General features: G+C 70.7%; 16 protein-coding genes. 6 read left to right on the forward strand and 10 right to left on the reverse strand.

The annotated features are described in order from the left end of the window. The first annotated feature begins 68 nt into the window (after positions 1–68). The gene (locus ACEYYH_RS15775; protein WP_374975270.1) at positions 69–644 is read left to right on the forward strand and encodes a DUF2510 domain-containing protein; all 576 of its coding nucleotides are present in this window, start codon (positions 69–71) and stop codon (positions 642–644) included. Between the two features lie 11 nt (positions 645–655). On the opposite strand, the gene ACEYYH_RS15780 is transcribed toward ACEYYH_RS15775, so the two are convergent. Beyond that, complete coding sequence (locus ACEYYH_RS15780; protein WP_374975271.1) at positions 656–1,393, reverse strand: NUDIX hydrolase; 738 nt, start codon at positions 1,391–1,393, stop codon at positions 656–658. 152 nt (positions 1,394–1,545) lie between these two features. Between ACEYYH_RS15780 and ACEYYH_RS15785 the strand changes: the two genes are divergently transcribed. Further along, positions 1,546–3,195, forward strand: coding sequence for an FAD-dependent oxidoreductase (locus ACEYYH_RS15785; protein WP_374975272.1), 1,650 nt, complete (start codon positions 1,546–1,548; stop codon positions 3,193–3,195). On the opposite strand, the gene ACEYYH_RS15790 is transcribed toward ACEYYH_RS15785, so the two are convergent. Beyond that, positions 3,180–4,481, reverse strand: coding sequence for a M18 family aminopeptidase (locus ACEYYH_RS15790; RefSeq protein ID WP_374975273.1), 1,302 nt, complete (start codon positions 4,479–4,481; stop codon positions 3,180–3,182). The genes ACEYYH_RS15785 and ACEYYH_RS15790 overlap by 16 nt on opposite strands. 249 nt (positions 4,482–4,730) lie before the next feature. Between ACEYYH_RS15790 and ACEYYH_RS15795 the strand changes: the two genes are divergently transcribed. Then, positions 4,731–5,744 (forward strand): lytic transglycosylase domain-containing protein, encoded by a 1,014-nt coding sequence (locus ACEYYH_RS15795; protein WP_374975274.1) that lies wholly within the window; start codon positions 4,731–4,733, stop codon positions 5,742–5,744. A 63-nt stretch (positions 5,745–5,807) separates the two neighbouring features. On the opposite strand, the gene ACEYYH_RS15800 is transcribed toward ACEYYH_RS15795, so the two are convergent. The 5 genes from ACEYYH_RS15800 to ACEYYH_RS15820 all read right to left on the reverse strand — a co-directional run bounded on the left by ACEYYH_RS15800 (position 5,808) and on the right by ACEYYH_RS15820 (position 11,804). Continuing rightward, entirely contained in the window at positions 5,808–6,359 is a 552-nt protein-coding gene (locus tag ACEYYH_RS15800; protein ID WP_374975275.1) for an NYN domain-containing protein, read from the reverse strand. Positions 6,360–6,426: 67 nt separating this feature from the next. Next, positions 6,427–6,771, reverse strand: coding sequence for a DUF2200 domain-containing protein (locus ACEYYH_RS15805; RefSeq protein WP_374975276.1), 345 nt, complete (start codon positions 6,769–6,771; stop codon positions 6,427–6,429). Positions 6,772–7,017: 246 nt separating this feature from the next. Beyond that, on the reverse strand, positions 7,018–7,977 hold the full coding sequence (locus tag ACEYYH_RS15810) for an NAD(P)-dependent alcohol dehydrogenase (RefSeq protein ID WP_374975277.1): 960 nt from the start codon (positions 7,975–7,977) through the stop codon (positions 7,018–7,020). A gap of 52 nt (positions 7,978–8,029) precedes the next feature. Further along, positions 8,030–10,048, reverse strand: a complete 2,019-nt coding sequence (locus ACEYYH_RS15815) for an acyltransferase family protein (protein ID WP_374975278.1) — start codon at positions 10,046–10,048, stop codon at positions 8,030–8,032. 94 nt (positions 10,049–10,142) lie between these two features. Further along, positions 10,143–11,804 (reverse strand): alpha-amylase family protein, encoded by a 1,662-nt coding sequence (locus tag ACEYYH_RS15820; protein WP_374975279.1) that lies wholly within the window; start codon positions 11,802–11,804, stop codon positions 10,143–10,145. Between the two features lie 229 nt (positions 11,805–12,033). Between ACEYYH_RS15820 and ACEYYH_RS15825 the strand changes: the two genes are divergently transcribed. The 3 genes from ACEYYH_RS15825 (at position 12,034) to msrA (ending at position 14,762) form a co-directional block, all read left to right on the forward strand. Then, positions 12,034–13,536 (forward strand): SulP family inorganic anion transporter, encoded by a 1,503-nt coding sequence (locus ACEYYH_RS15825; protein ID WP_374975280.1) that lies wholly within the window; start codon positions 12,034–12,036, stop codon positions 13,534–13,536. Positions 13,537–13,743: 207 nt separating this feature from the next. Next, positions 13,744–14,211, forward strand: a complete 468-nt coding sequence (gene msrB, locus ACEYYH_RS15830) for a peptide-methionine (R)-S-oxide reductase MsrB (RefSeq protein WP_374975281.1) — start codon at positions 13,744–13,746, stop codon at positions 14,209–14,211. Further along, positions 14,208–14,762 (forward strand): peptide-methionine (S)-S-oxide reductase MsrA, encoded by a 555-nt coding sequence (msrA, locus tag ACEYYH_RS15835; RefSeq protein ID WP_374975282.1) that lies wholly within the window; start codon positions 14,208–14,210, stop codon positions 14,760–14,762. The genes msrB and msrA overlap by 4 nt, the downstream gene beginning before the upstream one ends. A gap of 73 nt (positions 14,763–14,835) precedes the next feature. On the opposite strand, the gene ACEYYH_RS15840 is transcribed toward msrA, so the two are convergent. The 3 genes from ACEYYH_RS15840 to ACEYYH_RS15850 all read right to left on the reverse strand — a co-directional run bounded on the left by ACEYYH_RS15840 (position 14,836) and on the right by ACEYYH_RS15850 (position 17,250). Beyond that, positions 14,836–15,456 carry a GyrI-like domain-containing protein gene (locus ACEYYH_RS15840; protein WP_374975283.1) on the reverse strand — a complete coding sequence of 207 codons (621 nt, stop codon included), beginning with the start codon at positions 15,454–15,456 and terminating at the stop codon, positions 14,836–14,838. Continuing rightward, positions 15,453–16,544 carry a phosphogluconate dehydrogenase (NAD(+)-dependent, decarboxylating) gene (gene gnd, locus ACEYYH_RS15845; RefSeq protein WP_374975284.1) on the reverse strand — a complete coding sequence of 364 codons (1,092 nt, stop codon included), beginning with the start codon at positions 16,542–16,544 and terminating at the stop codon, positions 15,453–15,455. Before gnd ends, ACEYYH_RS15840 begins: the two co-directional genes overlap by 4 nt. A 76-nt stretch (positions 16,545–16,620) precedes the next feature. Further along, positions 16,621–17,250 carry a DUF1345 domain-containing protein gene (locus ACEYYH_RS15850; RefSeq protein WP_374975285.1) on the reverse strand — a complete coding sequence of 210 codons (630 nt, stop codon included), beginning with the start codon at positions 17,248–17,250 and terminating at the stop codon, positions 16,621–16,623. Between the last annotated feature and the right edge of the window lie 83 nt (positions 17,251–17,333).

Below are 17,333 nucleotides of genomic sequence, written 5' to 3' on the forward strand. Positions count from 1 at the left end.
CAGTCTGCCGTGGCGCGGGCGGGTGAGGGTCGATCCCCGAAACCCGCGTCACGAACTACGCTCGGACCATGGCGACGCAGCCCGCACCGGGGTGGTACGACGACGGCTCCGGCAAGCAGCGCTGGTGGGACGGCACGCACTGGACCGACCAGTACATCGACCTGCGCGAGCGTGACACCGCGCTGCGGACGGATGCCGGGCCCACAGCATCCGGTCCCGCACAGGCCGGCTGGTACGACGACCAGCGCGGCCGCACGCGCTGGTGGGACGGCCGGCGCTGGACGAGCGAGGTGCGCTACAGCGGCCAGCAGCAGGACTTCGCGGGGGTCGTGATCGACGGCCGGTGGATCCACTTCGGCGACCTGAGCCAGCCGGTGAGCGAGGTCGCGGCATCCGCGGACTCGGGAGATGCGCTGCTCAGGCGGCCGGAGTTCACGAAGGCGGCGACCGAACGACGGATGTTCGGGCCGGCCGGCGCCATCACCCCGCGCAACCTCAACCGGGCGATCAACCGCGCCGCACCCCACCTGGTCATCGCGGGATCGCAGGTGTGGGTCGTGCCGTTCGCTGCGCCGCGCGACAGCGAGGCACGCCGCTTCATCACCTGGGTCAACAGCAGCGCGGACCACTACCGCTACCGCTGACGCGGGTCTCATCAGTCAGGCAGCGCGAGCGGCAGCTCATGCTCCTCGTCCCACGGCTCGGTCCAGCCGAGGCGGTCGAACAGCGCGTCGAGCACCATGCCGGTGAACCCCCACACCAGGTGCTCGCCGGTCGCATGCCGCACCAGGAATCCCGGGCCCCGCCACTCCTGGCCGCCGCGGCGGATCACCGTGACGCCCCGGTTCCCCGGGTTCAGCAGATCGGCGACGGGCGCACGGAAGACGTCGGCGGACTCCGCCTCGTCGACGACGCGGACCGGTGACGGATGCCGCCACCACGCCAGCACCGGAGTCACGACGTGCTGCGAGAAGGCGAGGGGGATGTCGACGAGCTCGCCGAGCACCTCGACACCGGCGGGGTCGAGGCCGGTCTCCTCACGTGCCTCGCGCAGCGCCGCGGCCACGGGGCCGTCGTCGCCCGGATCGATACGGCCGCCGGGAAAGGCGACCTGGCCCGGGTGCGCGCGCAACGTCGTCGCACGCGACAGGAGCAGGACGTCGAGGTCGCGCGACACCGCGTGGGCCTGCGCGTCGTGGTCGCTGGGGAGCGTGTCGAGCACCCCGAAGAGCATGAGCACCGCAGCCGGGCGCGGATCGGCCGGTGAGGGCAGATCGAGCAGCGCGCTGGCCCCGGTCGCGGACGCGTCGGCGAGCGCGGCGAGCTGGGCACGCGCACCGAGGGCATGACCGGGACGCGCCTCGCCGGTCTGCGGAGTCGACGGCTGCGGCATCCGTTCAGGCTACGCCGCATCGACGCCACTCGGTCGCTGCTGAGACAACCGTCGGTTGACCGCCGCTCGGCCCTGCCGCTACGTTCGCCCCGTGGCGCACCGGCGCCATCGGGCGCACGACGCCCCGTGTGCCTGCGCTGCTGGGGAGCCGCATGATCACCGTCGAAGGCCTTCGGGCGCTGCACGTCTTCGCCGAGGTGCCCGACTCGGCCCTCGCCTACCTCGCCGGCGCGGTCGAGGACATCCGGCTCGTGACAGGCGAGTACTTCGCGCACGAGGGCGATGCCCGGGCCCTGTTCGTCGTGGTCGAAGGGCTGGCCGAGATCACGAAAGTGGTGGGCGCCGAAGAGCGCGTGATCGGCACGCGTCGGCCGGGCCAGTTCTTCGGCGAGGTCCCGATGACCCTCAGCACGCCGTTTCCGGCGAGCGGCCGTGCCGGGGAGCCGACGCGCGTGCTCAAACTCGAGCCCGCGGTCTACTACTCCCTGGCCGCGGCCGCTCCGTCGGTGCCCGACCGGGTCGCGGGGCTCGCACGGCGTTACCTGGACTCGCTGCAGACCATTGCCGCCGAGCAGCACGAGTATGGGGTGCGGCTCATCCATCCACGGCGCAGCGCCCGCGCGCATCGCGTGATCGGGTTCCTCACGCGCAACCAGGTCGACTTCGAGCGCGTGGACGTGGATGCCGCTGCCGACGCCGCCCCGTACCTGGTGCTGGAGCTCGCGAACGGCGCGCGGTTCGAGAATCCGACGATGCGGGAGATCGCCGAGGCGGTCGGGCTCGATGTGACGCCCGCGGCAGGTCACTACGACGTCGTGATCCTGGGTGCCGGCCCTGCCGGTCTCACCGCCGCCGTGAACGCCGCCGCCGAGGGTCTGCGGACGCTCGTCGTCGAGACCTTCGCACCCGGCGGCCAGGCGGGCACCTCGACGCGGATCGAGAATTACACGGGCTTCCCTTTCGGCATCTCGGGCGACGACCTCGCGAGACGGGCCTTCACACAGGCCAAGCGGCTCGGCGCCGAGATCGTCGTCACGCGTACGGTCGAGGCGCTGGACCCCGAGACGCGCGAGCTGACGCTCGACGGCGGCGACGTCGTGCGCGCCGCGGTCGTCATCCTCGCGATGGGCGTGGTGTGGCGAACGCTCCCGGTCGCGGGCGTCGACCGGTTCCTCGGCAGTGGCGTCTACTACGGGGCCGCGCGCAGCGACTCGGCGGTGGCGCAGGGTGCCGATGTCTGCATCGTCGGCGCCGGGAACTCGGCCGGGCAGGCGGCACTGTTCTTCAGCCGGCACGCACGATCGGTCACGATGCTCGTGCGCGGCGAGTCGCTCGAGGCGAGCATGTCGCGCTACCTCATCGACCAGATCGCGGCGATCCCGGCCATCCGCGTCGAGACGCGCACCGAGGTGGTCGGACTGCACGGCGCCGATGCGCTCCGTTCCGCCGACATCGCGGACCGGCGCACGGACGCCGTCGCAGAGCGCGACGTCGACGTGCTCTTCGTCATGATCGGGGCGGACGCCGAGACCGCGTGGCTGCCGGCCGAGATCGCCCGCGACGCCCGGGGGTTCGTGCTCACCGGAGCGGATGCGGCCGAGTCGGGCGCGTGGCGCGAGGCGCGCCGCCCGTTCGCCCTCGAGACGACCGTGCCCGGCGTCTTCGCGATCGGGGACGTGCGGTCGGGTTCGGTGAAGCGCGTCGTCGCGGGGGTCGGCGAGGGCGGCGCCGCGATCGCGTTCGCGCACCAGTACCTCGCGCTCGAATCGGCGGCGCCGCGCACCTCTCAGCCTCGGAAGTAGGTCTCCGCGACGCGGGCGAGGTCCCACAGGTCGCTCACGCCGGCGAGCTCGCGCGCCGAGTGCATGGAGAGGATCGGGATGCCGACGTCCACGGTGCGGATGCCGAGGCGTGTGGCCGTGATCGGGCCGATCGTCGAGCCGCACGGCACGGAGTTGTTCGAGACGAACTCCTGGCTCGTCACCCCGGCCGCGGCGCACCAGCCGTTCCAGGCCGCGGCGCCCGCGGCATCCGTCGCGTAGCGCTGGTTGGCGTTGATCTTGAGGATCGGGCCCGAGCCCAGCAACGGCTGCACGACGGGGTCGTGCTTGTCGGCGTAGTTGGGGTGCACCGAGTGGCCCACGTCGCTCGACACGCACCAGGACGCGGCGAGCGCACGCAGCTGCTGCTCGCGATCGGCGCCGAGCGACAGCCACAGCCGCTCGAGCACGTCGGCGAGGAAGGGACCGGCCGCGCCCGACCGGGTGCCCGAGCCGACCTCCTCGTGGTCGAAGACGGCGAGCATCGCGATGTGGTCGGCATCGTGACCGTCGGCCGCGCGCTCCAGCGCGACCACGCCCGCGTGCACCGACGCGAGGTCGTCGAGGCGGCCGGAGGCGAAGAACACGTCGTCGCGCCCGAAGGTCGCGCCCCGCGCGGAGTCGGCGGTCACGATGTCATAGCCGCGGATGTGCGCCGCGTCGACGCCCGCCTCGCGCGCGAGCTCGCCGAGAATGTCGGCGGACTCCGCTTCGCCGAGACCCCACACCGGCTGCGTCTGCGACTGCTTGTCGAGGGCGAGGTGGTCGTTGACCTCGCGGTCGAGGTGGATCGCGAGCTGCGGCAGCCGCAGCAGCGGGCCGGACGCGGCCAGCACGCTGGTGCCGTCGTCGAGCACGAGGCGACCCGCGAGCCGCAGTTCACGGTCGAGCCACGAGTTGAGGAGGGGGCCGCCGTAGATCTCGACCCCAGCCTGGAGCCACCCGAGCTTGCCGGTCGTCGGCTTCGGCTTGAGCTTGAACCCCGGCGAGTCGCTGTGCGCGCCGAAGATGCGCACGCCCGTGGACGCCGTCGCGTTCGGCGGCACGACCCACGCGATCGCCGCGCCGTCGCGCACCACCACGTACTTCCCTCCGGCCGGGGCCGGCCATCCGGCCGCCTCGTCGAGCCGGACGAACCCCGCGTTCTCGAGGCGACTCGCGACCTCGGCGGCCGCGTGGAAGCTCGACGGCGACGCCGCCACGAACGCGGCGAGATCGTCGGCGTGAGCGAGGGCCGCGGGGCGGGTGGGAGCGGTGGACGAGGGCACGGGTGAGCCTCCTGAGGAACGGCCGGTGGGTGGTTCGATCGTAGTTCGGAGGACCTTCCCAGGAGGCCCCGCACGGCGGGATCCGAGCCCTTGATCTGGCCTTTTCGGACTTTCGGCTCACATGTAACGTTCAGGTAACGCACCGGAAGCGTCCAGAAACGCCCGGGAGACTCGGGGACTTGTGCCCGCCCGAACGGTCACGACGCGCCGCCCGACGGCGCATTTCGCTGATACGGAACCCGGTCTTACATGCGCTCCCACACGTCGACTTCACCCGCCCGCCGCACTCTCCGCCGCGCCGAACGCCGCCTCCGCCGCCGCCCGGTGCTGGTCGCCGCGACGCTCGCCGTCGGCGTGCTGGCCACCGCCGCGTTCAGCACGGCGACCCCCGCATCCCACGCCGAGGCATCCGGTTCGCTGACGAATTTCTCGCTCGCGTCGTACTCGACCGCGTCCGCCAAGGCCGAGACCGCTGCGGCCCCGAGCGCCTTCGAGAAGACCGTGGCTGATGCAGACGGCGCGATGACCGCGGCGGCCACGGTGGCCTCCGACATCGCCGCATCGGGTCTCGACGTCGGCACGCCCGACACGACCGTCGACACCACTGAGCTCGAGGACGCCGTGGCGCAGCTGCAGCGCGCCCAGTCGCTCCCCGCCGCGTACACGACGGAGCTCACGGATGCGGTGACCACCCTCACGGCGGCGGTGAACGAGGAGGCGCAGGGCCTGCGCGGCAAGCTCGACGCCGCGATCGCGCTCAAGGCGCAGCGCGAGGCGGAGGAGAAGGCCCGCAAGGAGGCCGAGGCCGCTGCTGCGGCGAAGGCCCGCAAGGAGGCCGAGGCCGCTGCTGCGGCGAAGGCCGCCGAAGAGGCCGCCGCCGCTGCAGCAGCGAAGAAGTCGACGCCGCGTTCGTCCGGGGCGCCCGTGTTCGCGACCGGCGGCGCGGTCGGCGGCACCAGCCCGGCCGACGCGCAGGCGACCGCCCGCTCGATGATCGGCGGCTACGGCTGGGGCGACGACCAGTTCAGCTGCCTCGTGTCGCTGTGGAACAAGGAGTCGGGCTGGAACTATCAGGCCTACAACCGCTCGAGCGGCGCCTACGGCATCCCGCAGGCGCTGCCCGGCAGCAAGATGGGCAGCGCCGGCGCCGACTGGCAGACCAACCCCGCGACGCAGATCGCCTGGGGACTCGGTTACATCTCGGGCCGCTACGGCACCCCGTGCGGCGCGTGGGGCCACTCTCAGTCCACCGGCTGGTACTGAGCCCCGCAACTCTTCGTCGGCTCCGGCCGGTCGACCCCGTGCGGTCGATCGGCCGGAGCCGTTTCAGCGGAGGAAGTCGGCCGGGTCGAACTGCTCGATCGGGATGACGCGCACGCGGGGCAGCTGCGCGTCGAAAGCCTCGACGTCGTATTCGAGGTCGAAGAACTCGACACCGGGGATACCCGAGAAGTCCGCGCTGCGGAATTCGTGGAACGCCACCACGCCGACACGGCGCCCGTTCCCGGCGAGCCGGGCGAGATCGTCGGCGAAGTCGCGGTCGTGACTCACCAGGGCGACGTCGTCTTCTCGATCCGCGAGGGCGCGCAGCGTCCGCTGGATCGCGATGTCGACGATCTTCTCGTCGGCGGGCCCGGACAGCGGAACCGGCTGGTAGCCCAGCGCGAGAAGTGCCTGGACGAACGGCATCGGCAGGTGCGCGCTGGCGTTGAGGAAGAAGAGCCCCTTGGCCGGCCGGCCCCACCGCTCCGACACGAACGTCAGAAGGCGGTCCCACCGCGGTCGCTCCTCCGGCTGAGGACGACGCCCCAGGATCGATCCTCCGAGTGTCGCGTCGATGTTCTCGCCGTCGACCAGCACCCAGCTGCTGCGTTCCACGCGTGCTCCCGTCCGTCAGGTCCGCTCCGACGGTAGCAGGCACGTTCCCCGGCGCCCGGGCGAGGGCTCACGCGGTGCGGAGGATCTTGTCCATCGACTTGCCGCGGGCGAGCTCGTCCACGAGCTTGTCGAGGTAGCGGATCTTCTGCATGAGCGGGTCCTCGATATCCTCGACCCGCATGCCGCAGATGACGCCCGTGATGAGCGAGGCGTTCGGGTTGAGGTCGGCGTCGGCGAAGAAGTCCTCGAACGTCGTGCGCTCGTCGATGTGCTGCTTCAGCTCGGCATCGTCGAAGCCCGTCAGCCACTCGATGACTTCGTCGAGCTCCTGAGTCGTGCGCCCCTTCTTCTCGACCTTCGTCACGTAGAGCGGGTAGACCGAGGCGAAGCTGATCGAGAAGATCCGGTGCATGCCGACAGGCTAATGCCGGACGGATGCCGCGGCCCACGGGATCCGTCCGCGCCGGCGAAGAGGATGGTCCCGGTGGGTTGCCCTCCCACCGGGACCATCGCGCGTTCACGGGAGGCGGTACGACGACCCGAACGCCGAAGCTCGACCGCTACGCGCTGAACTGCTGGTGTTGCCCTGCCAGGTTAGGCAGGGACGACCGGATCCATCTGCGTGTTGACAGGTCGCGCGGCGAACTGATACCGGCATTCACTCCGCGCCGACGGCGACGACGACCTTGCCGAGCGCACGGCCCTCGCCGTGCCACGCGAGGGCCTCGGGCACCTGGTCGAGCGGGAACACGCGGTCGATGTGCACCTGCACCTCCCCCGCCGCGCAGCGCTCCGCGACCGGAACGAACGCCGGCGGGCCCTGCCGCACGAACAGCACGCCGAGCCGCTTGCCGGTGAGGGCTCCGAGCAGTGCGCCGGCGGTCAGCATCCGTATCAGCGCCCGTCCTGTGCCGCCCACCATCACGCAGCGGCCGCCCTTCGCGAGCGCACGCGCGTACGCGAACACCGAACGGCGGGCGACCAGATCCACGATGAGGTCGTACGGACCGCCACGCGTGAAGTCCTCGCGCCGGTAGTCGATGACTTCGTCCGCTCCGAGCGCGCGGAGGAAGTCGAGCTTGCCGGCGTTGTCGACGGCCGTCACATGCACGCCCTTCTGCGCCGCGAGCTGGACCGCGAGACTGCCTGAGCCTCCGCCGGCGCCGTTGAGCAGCATCCGTGTTCCGGGCGCCGCCAGCGCGACAGCGTGCGTGGCGATCGCGGCCGCCTGCGGAAGAGCAGATGCCTCCGCGAACGACAGCTGCGCGGGCTTCGGGGCGAGCGTCGACTCCGGCGCGGCGACGAACTCGGCGAAGCCGCCGTAGCGGGGCATGACGTCGCCGAACACCTCGTCGCCGACCGCGAAACGTGTCACGCCTTCGCCGACGGCCGCGACTCGGCCGGCGACGTCGGAGCCGAGGATCCGGCGCCGCGGCCGGAACAGCCCGCCCAGCCGGGCGTAGGCGGGACTGCCGTGCAACCCCTCCCAGTCCGAGAGGTTGACCGACGTCGCGACGACCTCGACGAGCACCTCGCCGGCGCGCGGCACGGGCCGCGCGACGTCGCGCATCTCGAGCCGCTCGGGCGACCCGTACCGCTCGTACACGACCGCGCGCATGTCTCCATCGTCCCGGGCGCGCGGCGTCGCGCGCAACGACGTCCCGGCACGCTCACCGGTCGGCGGCCGGTGGCAGCAACGGCAGCAGGGCCCGGCCGAGCACGTCGGCCAGATCGGCGCTGATCTCCGCGGTGAGGTGATGCGAGTCGCGGTACACGAGCGTGTTGCCGAGGATCGGCGGGCACGCGTCAGCGCCGCAGAGGTACTCGTTGAGGTCGACGAGCGGGACGCCGCGCTCGTCGGTGGCCGCCGCCTCGCCGTCGCGGGCGGGCCCCTCGAGCGCGACCGTCCGGGGCTGAGCGCACGCCTCGGCGTCGGAGAGGTGCGCCGACAGACACGGCGCGGGGTCCTCCCGCATGTCGGGGGTGTCGGCCATCATCGCGACGGGCGCGTCGATCGCGTCGAGGGTGCGGCCGAACGCCGCCGCCCACGTCTTCGCGTCGTCCTCGACGCCCGGAGCGAGCTCCGGATCGGTGAAGGTCGCCAGGAGCACCAGGGCGGGAGGCGACGCGTTGATGCGGTCGATCACGGCGGCGCGCCATTCGGGGCACTGCGGGAAGGGCGCGCCCCGGCGCAGGGAGTCGATGTCGGCCGCCGGGCAGGAGCTCTTCGTGTGGACCTCGACCGAGTAGCCGGCCGACGTGGCGAAGCGCTCGAGCGCGGGGAACCACTGCGCCGCGTGCGAATCGCCCAGGAGCACGATGCGAGGAGCTGCGGGATCACCGTAGACGCAGCCCTCGGCGTCCGTGGAAGCGCTGCCCCGCATGCAGCCGTCCTCGTAGACCTCGGGGAGGCTGTCGCGCGCGTCGCGCAGCGCAGGCGCGAGGTTGTCGGGCACGAAGTCGGTGCCGCGCGGTGCGTCGACGATCACCGTGCTCGACGCCGCGCGCTCCGCGTGCAGCGAGCGCGTGTCGGCCACCGCGTACGCGGCGCTCGCAAGGCCCAGGCACGCGAGGGATCCGGCAAGCGCGCCGGCCAGCGTGACGCGCGCGCGCCGTTTCGTGAGCAGCGGCGCCTTGCGCACCGGATCCTCGACGAACCGGTACAGCAGCCATGCGACCGGCACGCACGCGACCGCGATGCCGAGCGTCGTCCACAGGGGCAGCTCCCCCGGCAGCGCGGTGCCCGGCAGCACGATCGCCGGCCAATGCACGAGATACAGCGAGTACGAGATCGTGCCGATGAACACCATGCCCCGGGTCGACAGCATCCGTGTCGGCCCGCGGTGGGTCTCACCTGCGGCGATCACGGCAGCCGTGCCGAGCACGGGAAGCGCCGCCGCCGCGCCCGGGAAGAGCGTCTCGGACGAGAAGAAGACAACGGATGCTGCGACCGCGGCGATCCCCGCCCACCCGAGGGGCGCCGCCCACCGCTCCCCCACGATTGCGGGCCTCTGCTGCAGCAGCACAGCGACGAGCCCGCCCACCCCGAGCTCCCATGCGCGCGACGGCAGCGAGAAGAACGCCCACGGCTGCGCGGCGGACGTGAGCCACACGCAGAGTGCGAACGAGGCGGCGACCACCGCGATGAGCACGGCGACCAACGCCCGTCGCGAGCGGACCAGCACCCACACGAGCGCAAGCAGCGCCGGCCACAGGAGGTAGAACTGCTCCTCGACCCCCAGCGACCAGTAATGCTGGAACAACGACGGATTCGACGACTCGGCCAGATAGTCCGAGTTCGCGGATGCGAAGAAGTAGTTCGGGACGTACAGTGCCGTGGCGACGGCCGCCGCCCAGAGATCCTTCATGAGCAGCGGCGGATACCAGATGAGCGCCGCGACGACGGAGAGGACGAGCACGACGAACGACGCGGGCAGGATGCGGCGCGCGCGCCGCGCGTAGAACTCCCCGAACTTCAGCCGGCCGTGGCTCTCGAGCTGCCCCAGCAGGTGGGACGTGATGAGGAAGCCCGAGATGACGAAGAAGACGTCGACACCGACGTAGCCGCCCGGCAGGAACGGAAGGCCGGCGTGGTAGAGCAGGACCGCACCGACTGCGATCGCACGCAGTCCTTGGATATCGGCGCGAAAACCCGAGTGGTCGGGCTGGGCGCTTGCTCGGTCCACCACGTGAGCGACTCTAGGACGGTCGGGTGAACGGTTGACACCCCCTTGACGCGGCGCCGCGAACGCTCCACCATTCGGCCCCAGGGTGCCTGCCCCGTTACGACACGCGGCCGTCCCCCGGGCGCGCGACCCGCAGCCAGCGATAGCCGTAGCCGGGCATCTCGAGCTCGACACGGCCCTTCTCGTCGAGCTCGATGCGCTCCGAAGCGAGGAGATCGACCAGGCACGTTCCCTCGGGCTCATCTCCCAGCGCGAACCGCGTCGTCGCCGGAACCTCATCGAAGTTGTGGAGCGCCACCATGCGGCCGACGTCCGCCCTCAGCGAATGCACGAGGAGCGCCGGCACCGGCTGTTCGAGCACTTCGAAGGCTCCCCACCCGAGTTCGGGCGAGATCCGGTAGCGCGACATCAGGTCGCGGAAGAAGTGCAGGAGCGAGTCGGGGTCCTTGATCTGAGCGGCCGCGTTGACGTGCTCGGGCGCGTAGCCGTCGCCAGGCGGGCTCGCGATCAGCCGCGACGGCGGCGCCGACGAGAATCCGCCGTTCTTCTCGCCCGTCCATTGCATCGGGGTGCGCACCGCGAGGCGCCCGGGGATGTCGATGTTCTCGCCCATCCCGATCTCCTCGCCGTAGAACAGCACGGGGGTTCCGGGCAGCGTGAACAGCAGGCTGTAGGCCATGCGGATCCGTCGCGGATCCCCGAGCATCGGGGGCAGGCGTCGCGTGATGCCGCGGCCGTAGACGCGCTGCCGCTCGTCGGGTGCGAAGGCGGCGAACACCTCCTCGCGCTCCGCATCCGACAGCTTGTCGAGCGTCAGCTCGTCGTGGTTGCGGAGGAAGTTCCCCCACTGGACGTCCTCAGGGAGGGCAGGGCGCGAGGTCAGTGCCTTCACCAGAGGGGCGGGATCCTTGCGCGCGAGCGACAGGTAGATCGCCTGCATCCCGACGAAGTCGAACTGCATCGACAGCTCGTTCACCTCTCGACCCCCGAAGTACTCCACCTGCTGGTCGTAGGGCAGATTCACCTCGCCGAGCAGGATCGCCTCGCTCGAGCGCCGCTGCAGAAAGCGCCGGAAGTCGCGCAGCAGCTCGTGCGGATCGGGGATCTCGGCGCCCTGGGGCATCTCGAGGAAGAAGGGGACGGCGTCGACGCGGAAGCCCGAGACCCCGAGCTGCAGCCAGAAGCCGATGACCCGCGCCAGTTCGTCGCGCACGACGGGATTCGCGATGTTGAGGTCGGGCTGGTGCTCGTAGAAGGTGTGCTGGTACCACTGCCCCGACGCCTCATCCTCGGTCCAGATGCCCTTCGCCTCACCCGGGAACACGGCGTTCTGCTGACCCTTCGGGGGCGGGTCGTCGCGCCAGACGTAGTAGTCCCGGTAGGGCGAGTTCACGCTCCGCTTCGCCTTCAGGAACCACGGATGCCGATCGGAGGTGTGGTTCACCACGAGGTCCACGATGACCCGCATGCCGCGGTCGTTGGCGGTGCGGATCACCTCCACGAGCTCGCCGTGGTTGCCGAGCCGCGGATCGACGCCGTAGAAGTCCGTGATGTCGTAGCCGTCGTCGCGGTCGGGAGTCGGGTAGAACGGCATCAGCCAGAGGCACGTCACGCCCAGCTGGGCGAGATAGTCGATGCGCTGCGCGAGGCCCTGCATGTCGCCGATCCCGTCGCCGTCGGCGTCCATGTAGGTCTCGACGTCGAGGCAGTAGATGATGGCGCTCTTCCACCACAGGTCGCTCGTGTCGGTGATCTTCATCGTGCCCTCCTCGGATCGGGAACGGATGCCGGCTGCCGCGGCCGCGCGGCGGCCTCGCAAGGTCATCCCGCGATTCTTACGGGCACGTGAGCGCCCGACGAGGCCCTTGAGATCGGCCTCGTCGTCGGGTACGCGCGGCTAGAGTCGAAGAGCCGCGGGGGTCGCAGCATCCATCCCCCTTCCCACCCCTTGCGGGCGCAACGGTGCGCGCACGATCCGAGGAGCAGCCGTGTCCACCGTCGCCGAATCCGCTGATCGCTATCGCAGCGAGCCGACCGTGCTGCAGGCCCTGCGCCGGCCGCGCCTTCTCACGCGCGAGGTCATCGCCGGACTCGTCACGGCGCTCGCCCTCATTCCCGAGGCGATCGCGTTCTCGGTCGTCGCGGGCGTCGACCCGCGGGTGGGGCTGTTCTCGTCATTCGTGCTCGCGGTCGTCATCGCGTTCACCGGCGGGCGCCCGGCGATGATCACCGCCGCCGCGGGCGCGGTTGCGCTCGTCATCGCGCCCGTCGCGCGCGAGTACGGCTCGGACTACCTCATCGTCACGATCGCGCTCGCGGGCATCATCCAGGTGCTCTTCGCGGTGCTGGGCGTGGCGAAGCTCATGAGGTTCATCCCGCGCAGCGTCATGGTCGGCTTCGTGAACGCGCTGGCGATCCTGATCTTCCTGTCGCAGATGCCGCAGCTCGTCGACGTGCCGTGGGCGGTGTATGTGCTCGTGGCGGTGGGGCTCGGCATCCTCTTCGTCTGGCCGCGGATCACGCGCGCCGTCCCCGCGCCACTCATCGCGATCGTGGTCCTCACGGTGGTCGTCGTGGTGTTCGGGCCCTCGGCGGTGCCGAACGTGGCCGACCAGGGCGAGCTGCCCCGGAGCCTCCCCGAGCTGCTCATCCCGAACGTGCCGCTCACGTGGGAGACGCTCCAGATCGTCATGCCGTACGCGTTCGCCGCCGCACTCGTGGGCCTCCTCGAGTCGCTGATGACCGCGAAACTCGTCGACGACATCACCGACACCCGCTCGCGCAAGACCCGCGAGGCGTGGGGCCTCGGCGTCGCCAACGTCGCCTCCGCGTTCTTCGGCGGCACCGGCGGCTGCGCGATGATCGGCCAGACGATGATCAACGTCAAGACCTCGGGCGGCCGCACCCGCATCTCGACGTGCCTCGCCGGAGTATGGGTTCTCGTGCTGGTGGTCGCCCTCGGCGACATCGTCGGGCTCATCCCGATGGCGGCCCTCGTCGCCGTGATGATCGTGGTGTCGGTCATGACGTTCGACTGGCACAGCATCCGTCCGTCGACGCTGAAACGGATGCCGCTGAGCGAGACCCTCGTGATGCTCGTCACCGTCGTGGCCACGGTGTGGACCCACAACCTGGCCGTCGGAGTGATCCTGGGCGTGCTGGCCGCGATGGTGCTGTTCGCGCGCCGCGTCGCCCACTTCACGACCGTCACCCGCGAGGTCGACGGCGACACCGCCCGCTACCGCGTCGACGGCGAGCTCTTCTTCGCCTCGAGCAACGACCTCACCACGCAGTTCGAGTACGCCGCCGACCCGCCGCACGTCGTGATCGACCTCTCGCGCACCCACGTGTGGGATGCCTCGACCGTGGCCGCCCTCGACGCCATCGTCACGAAGTACGAGGCGCGCGGCACGACGGTCGAGCTGCACGGGATGACGGATGCTGCGGCCCGCTTCCACGGCCGCCTCAGCGGCGAGCTCGGCTCGGCCTGACATCCCTGGGACACACGCCCCGACCCGTGAGAGTACAGCTGGTGGACGAGACGTCGGGTATTTCCCAGGGTCTCGTCCACCGGCTGTACTCTCACCGAGCCAGCGCCAGAACTCACGGCCCCCTCCCAGGTTCGCGGGACCAAAACCCGCGACGCATCCGTTCTTCCTCTATGACGCCGCAGCCAGCCGCGTCGAACTGGAGGAATCGTGAGCAACGAGTACCGCAAGACCCCGGAGGCGCTGAGCCGCCTCACCGACACCCAGTACCGCGTGACACAGGAGGAGGGCACCGAGCCCGCCTTCCGCAACGCGTACTGGAACAACCACGAGCCCGGCATCTACGTCGACGTCGTCTCGGGCCAGCCGCTCTTCTCGTCGACCGACAAGTACGACAGCGGCACCGGATGGCCGAGCTTCACCAAGCCCATCGACCCCGACGCCGTGTCGACCAAGAAGGACTGGAAGCTGCTGCTGCCGCGCACCGAGGTGCGCTCGTCCGGCGCCGACAGCCATCTGGGTCACGTCTTCCCCGACGGCCCCCGGCAGGTCGGAGGCCTGCGATACTGCATGAATTCGGCCGCACTGCGCTTCGTGCCCGTCTCGTCGCTCGAGGACGAGGGCTACGGCGCCTACCGACACCTCTTCACCACCGAGAACCAGGAGCACGCATCATGACCAGCGGTCCCTTCGACACCGGCGAGATCACCCGCACCCCCGGCACCGAGACGGCCCTCCTCGCCGGCGGCTGTTTCTGGGGCATGGAAGATCTGATCCGCCGCCAGCCCGGCGTGCTCGACACCCGCGTCGGCTACACCGGCGGCGAGAACGCGCACGCGACGTACCGCAAGCACCCCGGTCACGCGGAGGCAGTGGAGATCGTCTTCGACCCCACCCAGACCACGTACCGCGACATCCTGGCGTTCTTCTTCCAGATCCACGACCCGTCGACCCTGAACCGTCAGGGAAACGACATCGGGTCGAGCTACCGCTCCGCGATCTTCCCGCTCTCCCCCGAGCAGGCCGAGGTGGCGCGCGACACCATCGCGGACGTCGACGCGTCGGGGCTCTGGCCGGGCAAGGCGGTCACCACGATCGAGCCCGCAGGCCCGTTCTGGGAGGCCGAGCCCGAGCACCAGGACTACCTGATCCGCATTCCCAACGGCTACACCTGCCACTTCCCGCGTGCCGGCTGGGTGCTCCCCAAGCGCGCCGACGCGACGGCGTAGGAACAGACGGGAAACGGATGCCGCGGCCCTGCCGGGTCGCGGCATCCGTCGTCCGCAGCGCAGGGAGTGAGGACTACACCGTCGCTTCGACGGGCTGGCGCAGGATCGTGCGGAGCTTCTCGGGGGCGGTGCGGCGGGGGTCGGCGAGGTAGATCTCGTGGTGCCGGCCACGCATGCGCAGACCGGCCCCGGGAATGAAGCGCTCGTGCATCTCGGCGAGCACCCGCGCCTCGTCGTCGTACGACCCGATGTGCAGGGTCTGCACGCAGCGTCCCTCCGCGAGCTCGGCCAGGCGCAGCCGGTCGAGGGCGGGTGACCCGCCCTTCGCCGCCGCCGCGTCGCGCGCGCGCTCGAAGTGGCTGCCGTCGAGCCACTCGGGGACGAGACTCATCATCGTCCAGCTCCACCGCGACTTGTCACGCTCCGTCGTGAAGGTCGCCATGTCGTCGGACCACCAGAGGCCCTCGAGCGGCATCACGACGTAGTCGCGGTCGAGCTCGCCCTTGCTCAGGAACTTGAGCTTGTAGGCGACGCCGAACACCGCCGCCACCGCGTCGCCGTATTCCTCGGCCGTGTTCGGGTCGCCATGGCCGTCGACCATGAGGTACTGCAACGGCGGAACGTCGACGATCTCGAACGACCCCCGCGGTGCGGTGTACGCCGCGATCGACTTCTTGAGGTCGAGCTTGGTCACGACGCGTCCTCCGCCGTCTCCGACTGGCCGCTGCTCGACGATTCCGACTTGCGCGAGCCCGCTTCCAGCACGTCGCCCGTCGGCAACTCCTGGTGACCGCCGAACTGCAGACGCATCGCCGAGAGCACTTGGTTGGCGAAGTGGTCCTCGTCGCGCGACGCGAACCGTTCGAAGAGGGATGCCGCGAGCACCGGCGCCGGAACACCCGTGTCGACGGCGGCCTTCACCGTCCAACGCCCTTCACCCGAATCCGACACACGGCCCGCGAGGCCGTCGAGCGTCGGGTTGCCCTGAAGCGCCGCCGCGGTCAGGTCGAGCAGCCACGACGAGATCACCGAGCCCCGGCGCCACAGCTCCGCGACTTTCGGAGTGTCGATCGTGAACTGGTAGAACTCGGGCTCCTCGAGCGGTGCGACCTCGGCTGAGTGCTCGGCCTCCTTCACACCGGCATCCGCGTGCTCGAGGATGTTGAGGCCTTCGGCGAGCGCCGCCATCACGCCGTACTCGATGCCGTTGTGCACCATCTTCACGAAATGGCCGGCGCCGGAAGGCCCGCAGTGCAGATACCCGAGCTCCTCGGGGGCGAAGTCTCCGGCGCGGCCCGGCGTGCGCTCGACCTCGCCGCTCCCGGGGGCGATCGTGCGCAGGATGGGCTCGAGCCTCGCGAACGCCTCGTCGGGCCCGCCGACCATGAGGCAGTACCCGCGCTCGAGGCCGAACACGCCGCCGCTCGTGCCGACGTCGACGTAGTGGATGCCGCTGTCTCGCAGCGCGGCCGCGCGGCGCACGTCGTCGCGGTAGTTCGAGTTCCCGCCGTCGATGATGATGTCGCCCGGCTCGAGGAGAGCGGCGATCTCGTCGACGACCTTGCCGGTGAGCCCGGCGGGGATCATGAGCCACACGGCACGGGGAGCCTCGAGCTGGGACACGAGGTCGGCGAGACTGCCGGACCCGACGGCGCCTTCGCCCGCGAGGGTGGACACGGCATCGGGGCTCACGTCGTACACGACGCATTCGTGCCCGTCCCGCATGAGGCGCCGGACGATGTTGCCGCCCATCCGGCCGAGGCCCACCATTCCCAGCTGCATCGCCACTCCTCTGCTCGCCTGCCGAGAGCGCCGCGCGCAGGCGCCCGTCCGTCCCCGAAAGTCTAGGGAGCCCTGGTCACACGTTGATGATCGTGCTGAAGGCCAGCACGATGATGAGCGCGTTGAGGAAGAAGCTCGTCGTGGTGTGCCAGACAACGGTCCACCGCATCCGTGTCGTCATCACCTGGACGTCCGACACCGAGAAGGTGGTCGCGTTCGTGAACGAGAAGTACACGAAGTCCGCGAGCCGCGGGTACTCGGTGCCCGGGAACTTCAGCGGTGGAACGTCGGAGGCCCGATAGCGGCGGTCGTAGATGCGGGAGAAGCCCCAGTGGTAGAGCGCCCACGACAGCAGCATCGCAACCACGCCGATCGGCTCGACCGAGCCCTGCCAGCCAGGTTCGTTGCGGAGCACGAGGAGTTCCGTGGCGGCGACGATCCCGACGATGCTCGCGAGGAAGGTCGCGGTCACGGTGATCGCGGCGACCAGCGGATGGGCGTCGAACTGCCCCATCCACCGAGGGGCCTCGGTCCGGGATCGCCGGACGCTCACTCCGACGGCGATCACCGACGCGAGCCAGTACAGGCCGCCGAGCGCGCACCACGCGGCGAGGGCATCGACCGTGCCCTCGTCCTCCTCCGACAGGAAGACGACGAGGCCGAGCCAGATCAGGGCGAGCTGCACCAGCAGATCCGCGACTCGCACGATCACCGCCCAGACCACACGCACCCCCGGGGACGAGTTCCTGCGTGCCACCGTAGCGGGTGGGGTGCCCGTCTCGGGTGACG

It is taken from the genome of Microbacterium trichothecenolyticum, assembly GCF_041938625.1.
In the GTDB taxonomy this organism is placed as follows: Bacteria; Actinomycetota; Actinomycetes; order Actinomycetales; family Microbacteriaceae; genus Microbacterium; species Microbacterium trichothecenolyticum_D.

Coding starts and splice junctions, on each gene's coding strand:
- ACEYYH_RS15775 (WP_374975270.1), top strand. CDS start 69: ATGGCGACGCAGCCCGCACCGGGGTGGTACGACGACGGCTCCGGCAAG.
- ACEYYH_RS15780 (WP_374975271.1), bottom strand. CDS start 1,393: ATGCCGCAGCCGTCGACTCCGCAGACCGGCGAGGCGCGTCCCGGTCAT.
- ACEYYH_RS15785 (WP_374975272.1), top strand. CDS start 1,546: ATGATCACCGTCGAAGGCCTTCGGGCGCTGCACGTCTTCGCCGAGGTG.
- ACEYYH_RS15795 (WP_374975274.1), top strand. CDS start 4,731: ATGCGCTCCCACACGTCGACTTCACCCGCCCGCCGCACTCTCCGCCGC.
- ACEYYH_RS15805 (WP_374975276.1), bottom strand. CDS start 6,771: ATGCACCGGATCTTCTCGATCAGCTTCGCCTCGGTCTACCCGCTCTAC.
- ACEYYH_RS15810 (WP_374975277.1), bottom strand. CDS start 7,977: ATGCGCGCGGTCGTGTACGAGCGGTACGGGTCGCCCGAGCGGCTCGAG.
- ACEYYH_RS15820 (WP_374975279.1), bottom strand. CDS start 11,804: ATGAAGATCACCGACACGAGCGACCTGTGGTGGAAGAGCGCCATCATC.
- msrA (WP_374975282.1), top strand. CDS start 14,208: ATGACCAGCGGTCCCTTCGACACCGGCGAGATCACCCGCACCCCCGGC.
- gnd (WP_374975284.1), bottom strand. CDS start 16,544: ATGCAGCTGGGAATGGTGGGCCTCGGCCGGATGGGCGGCAACATCGTC.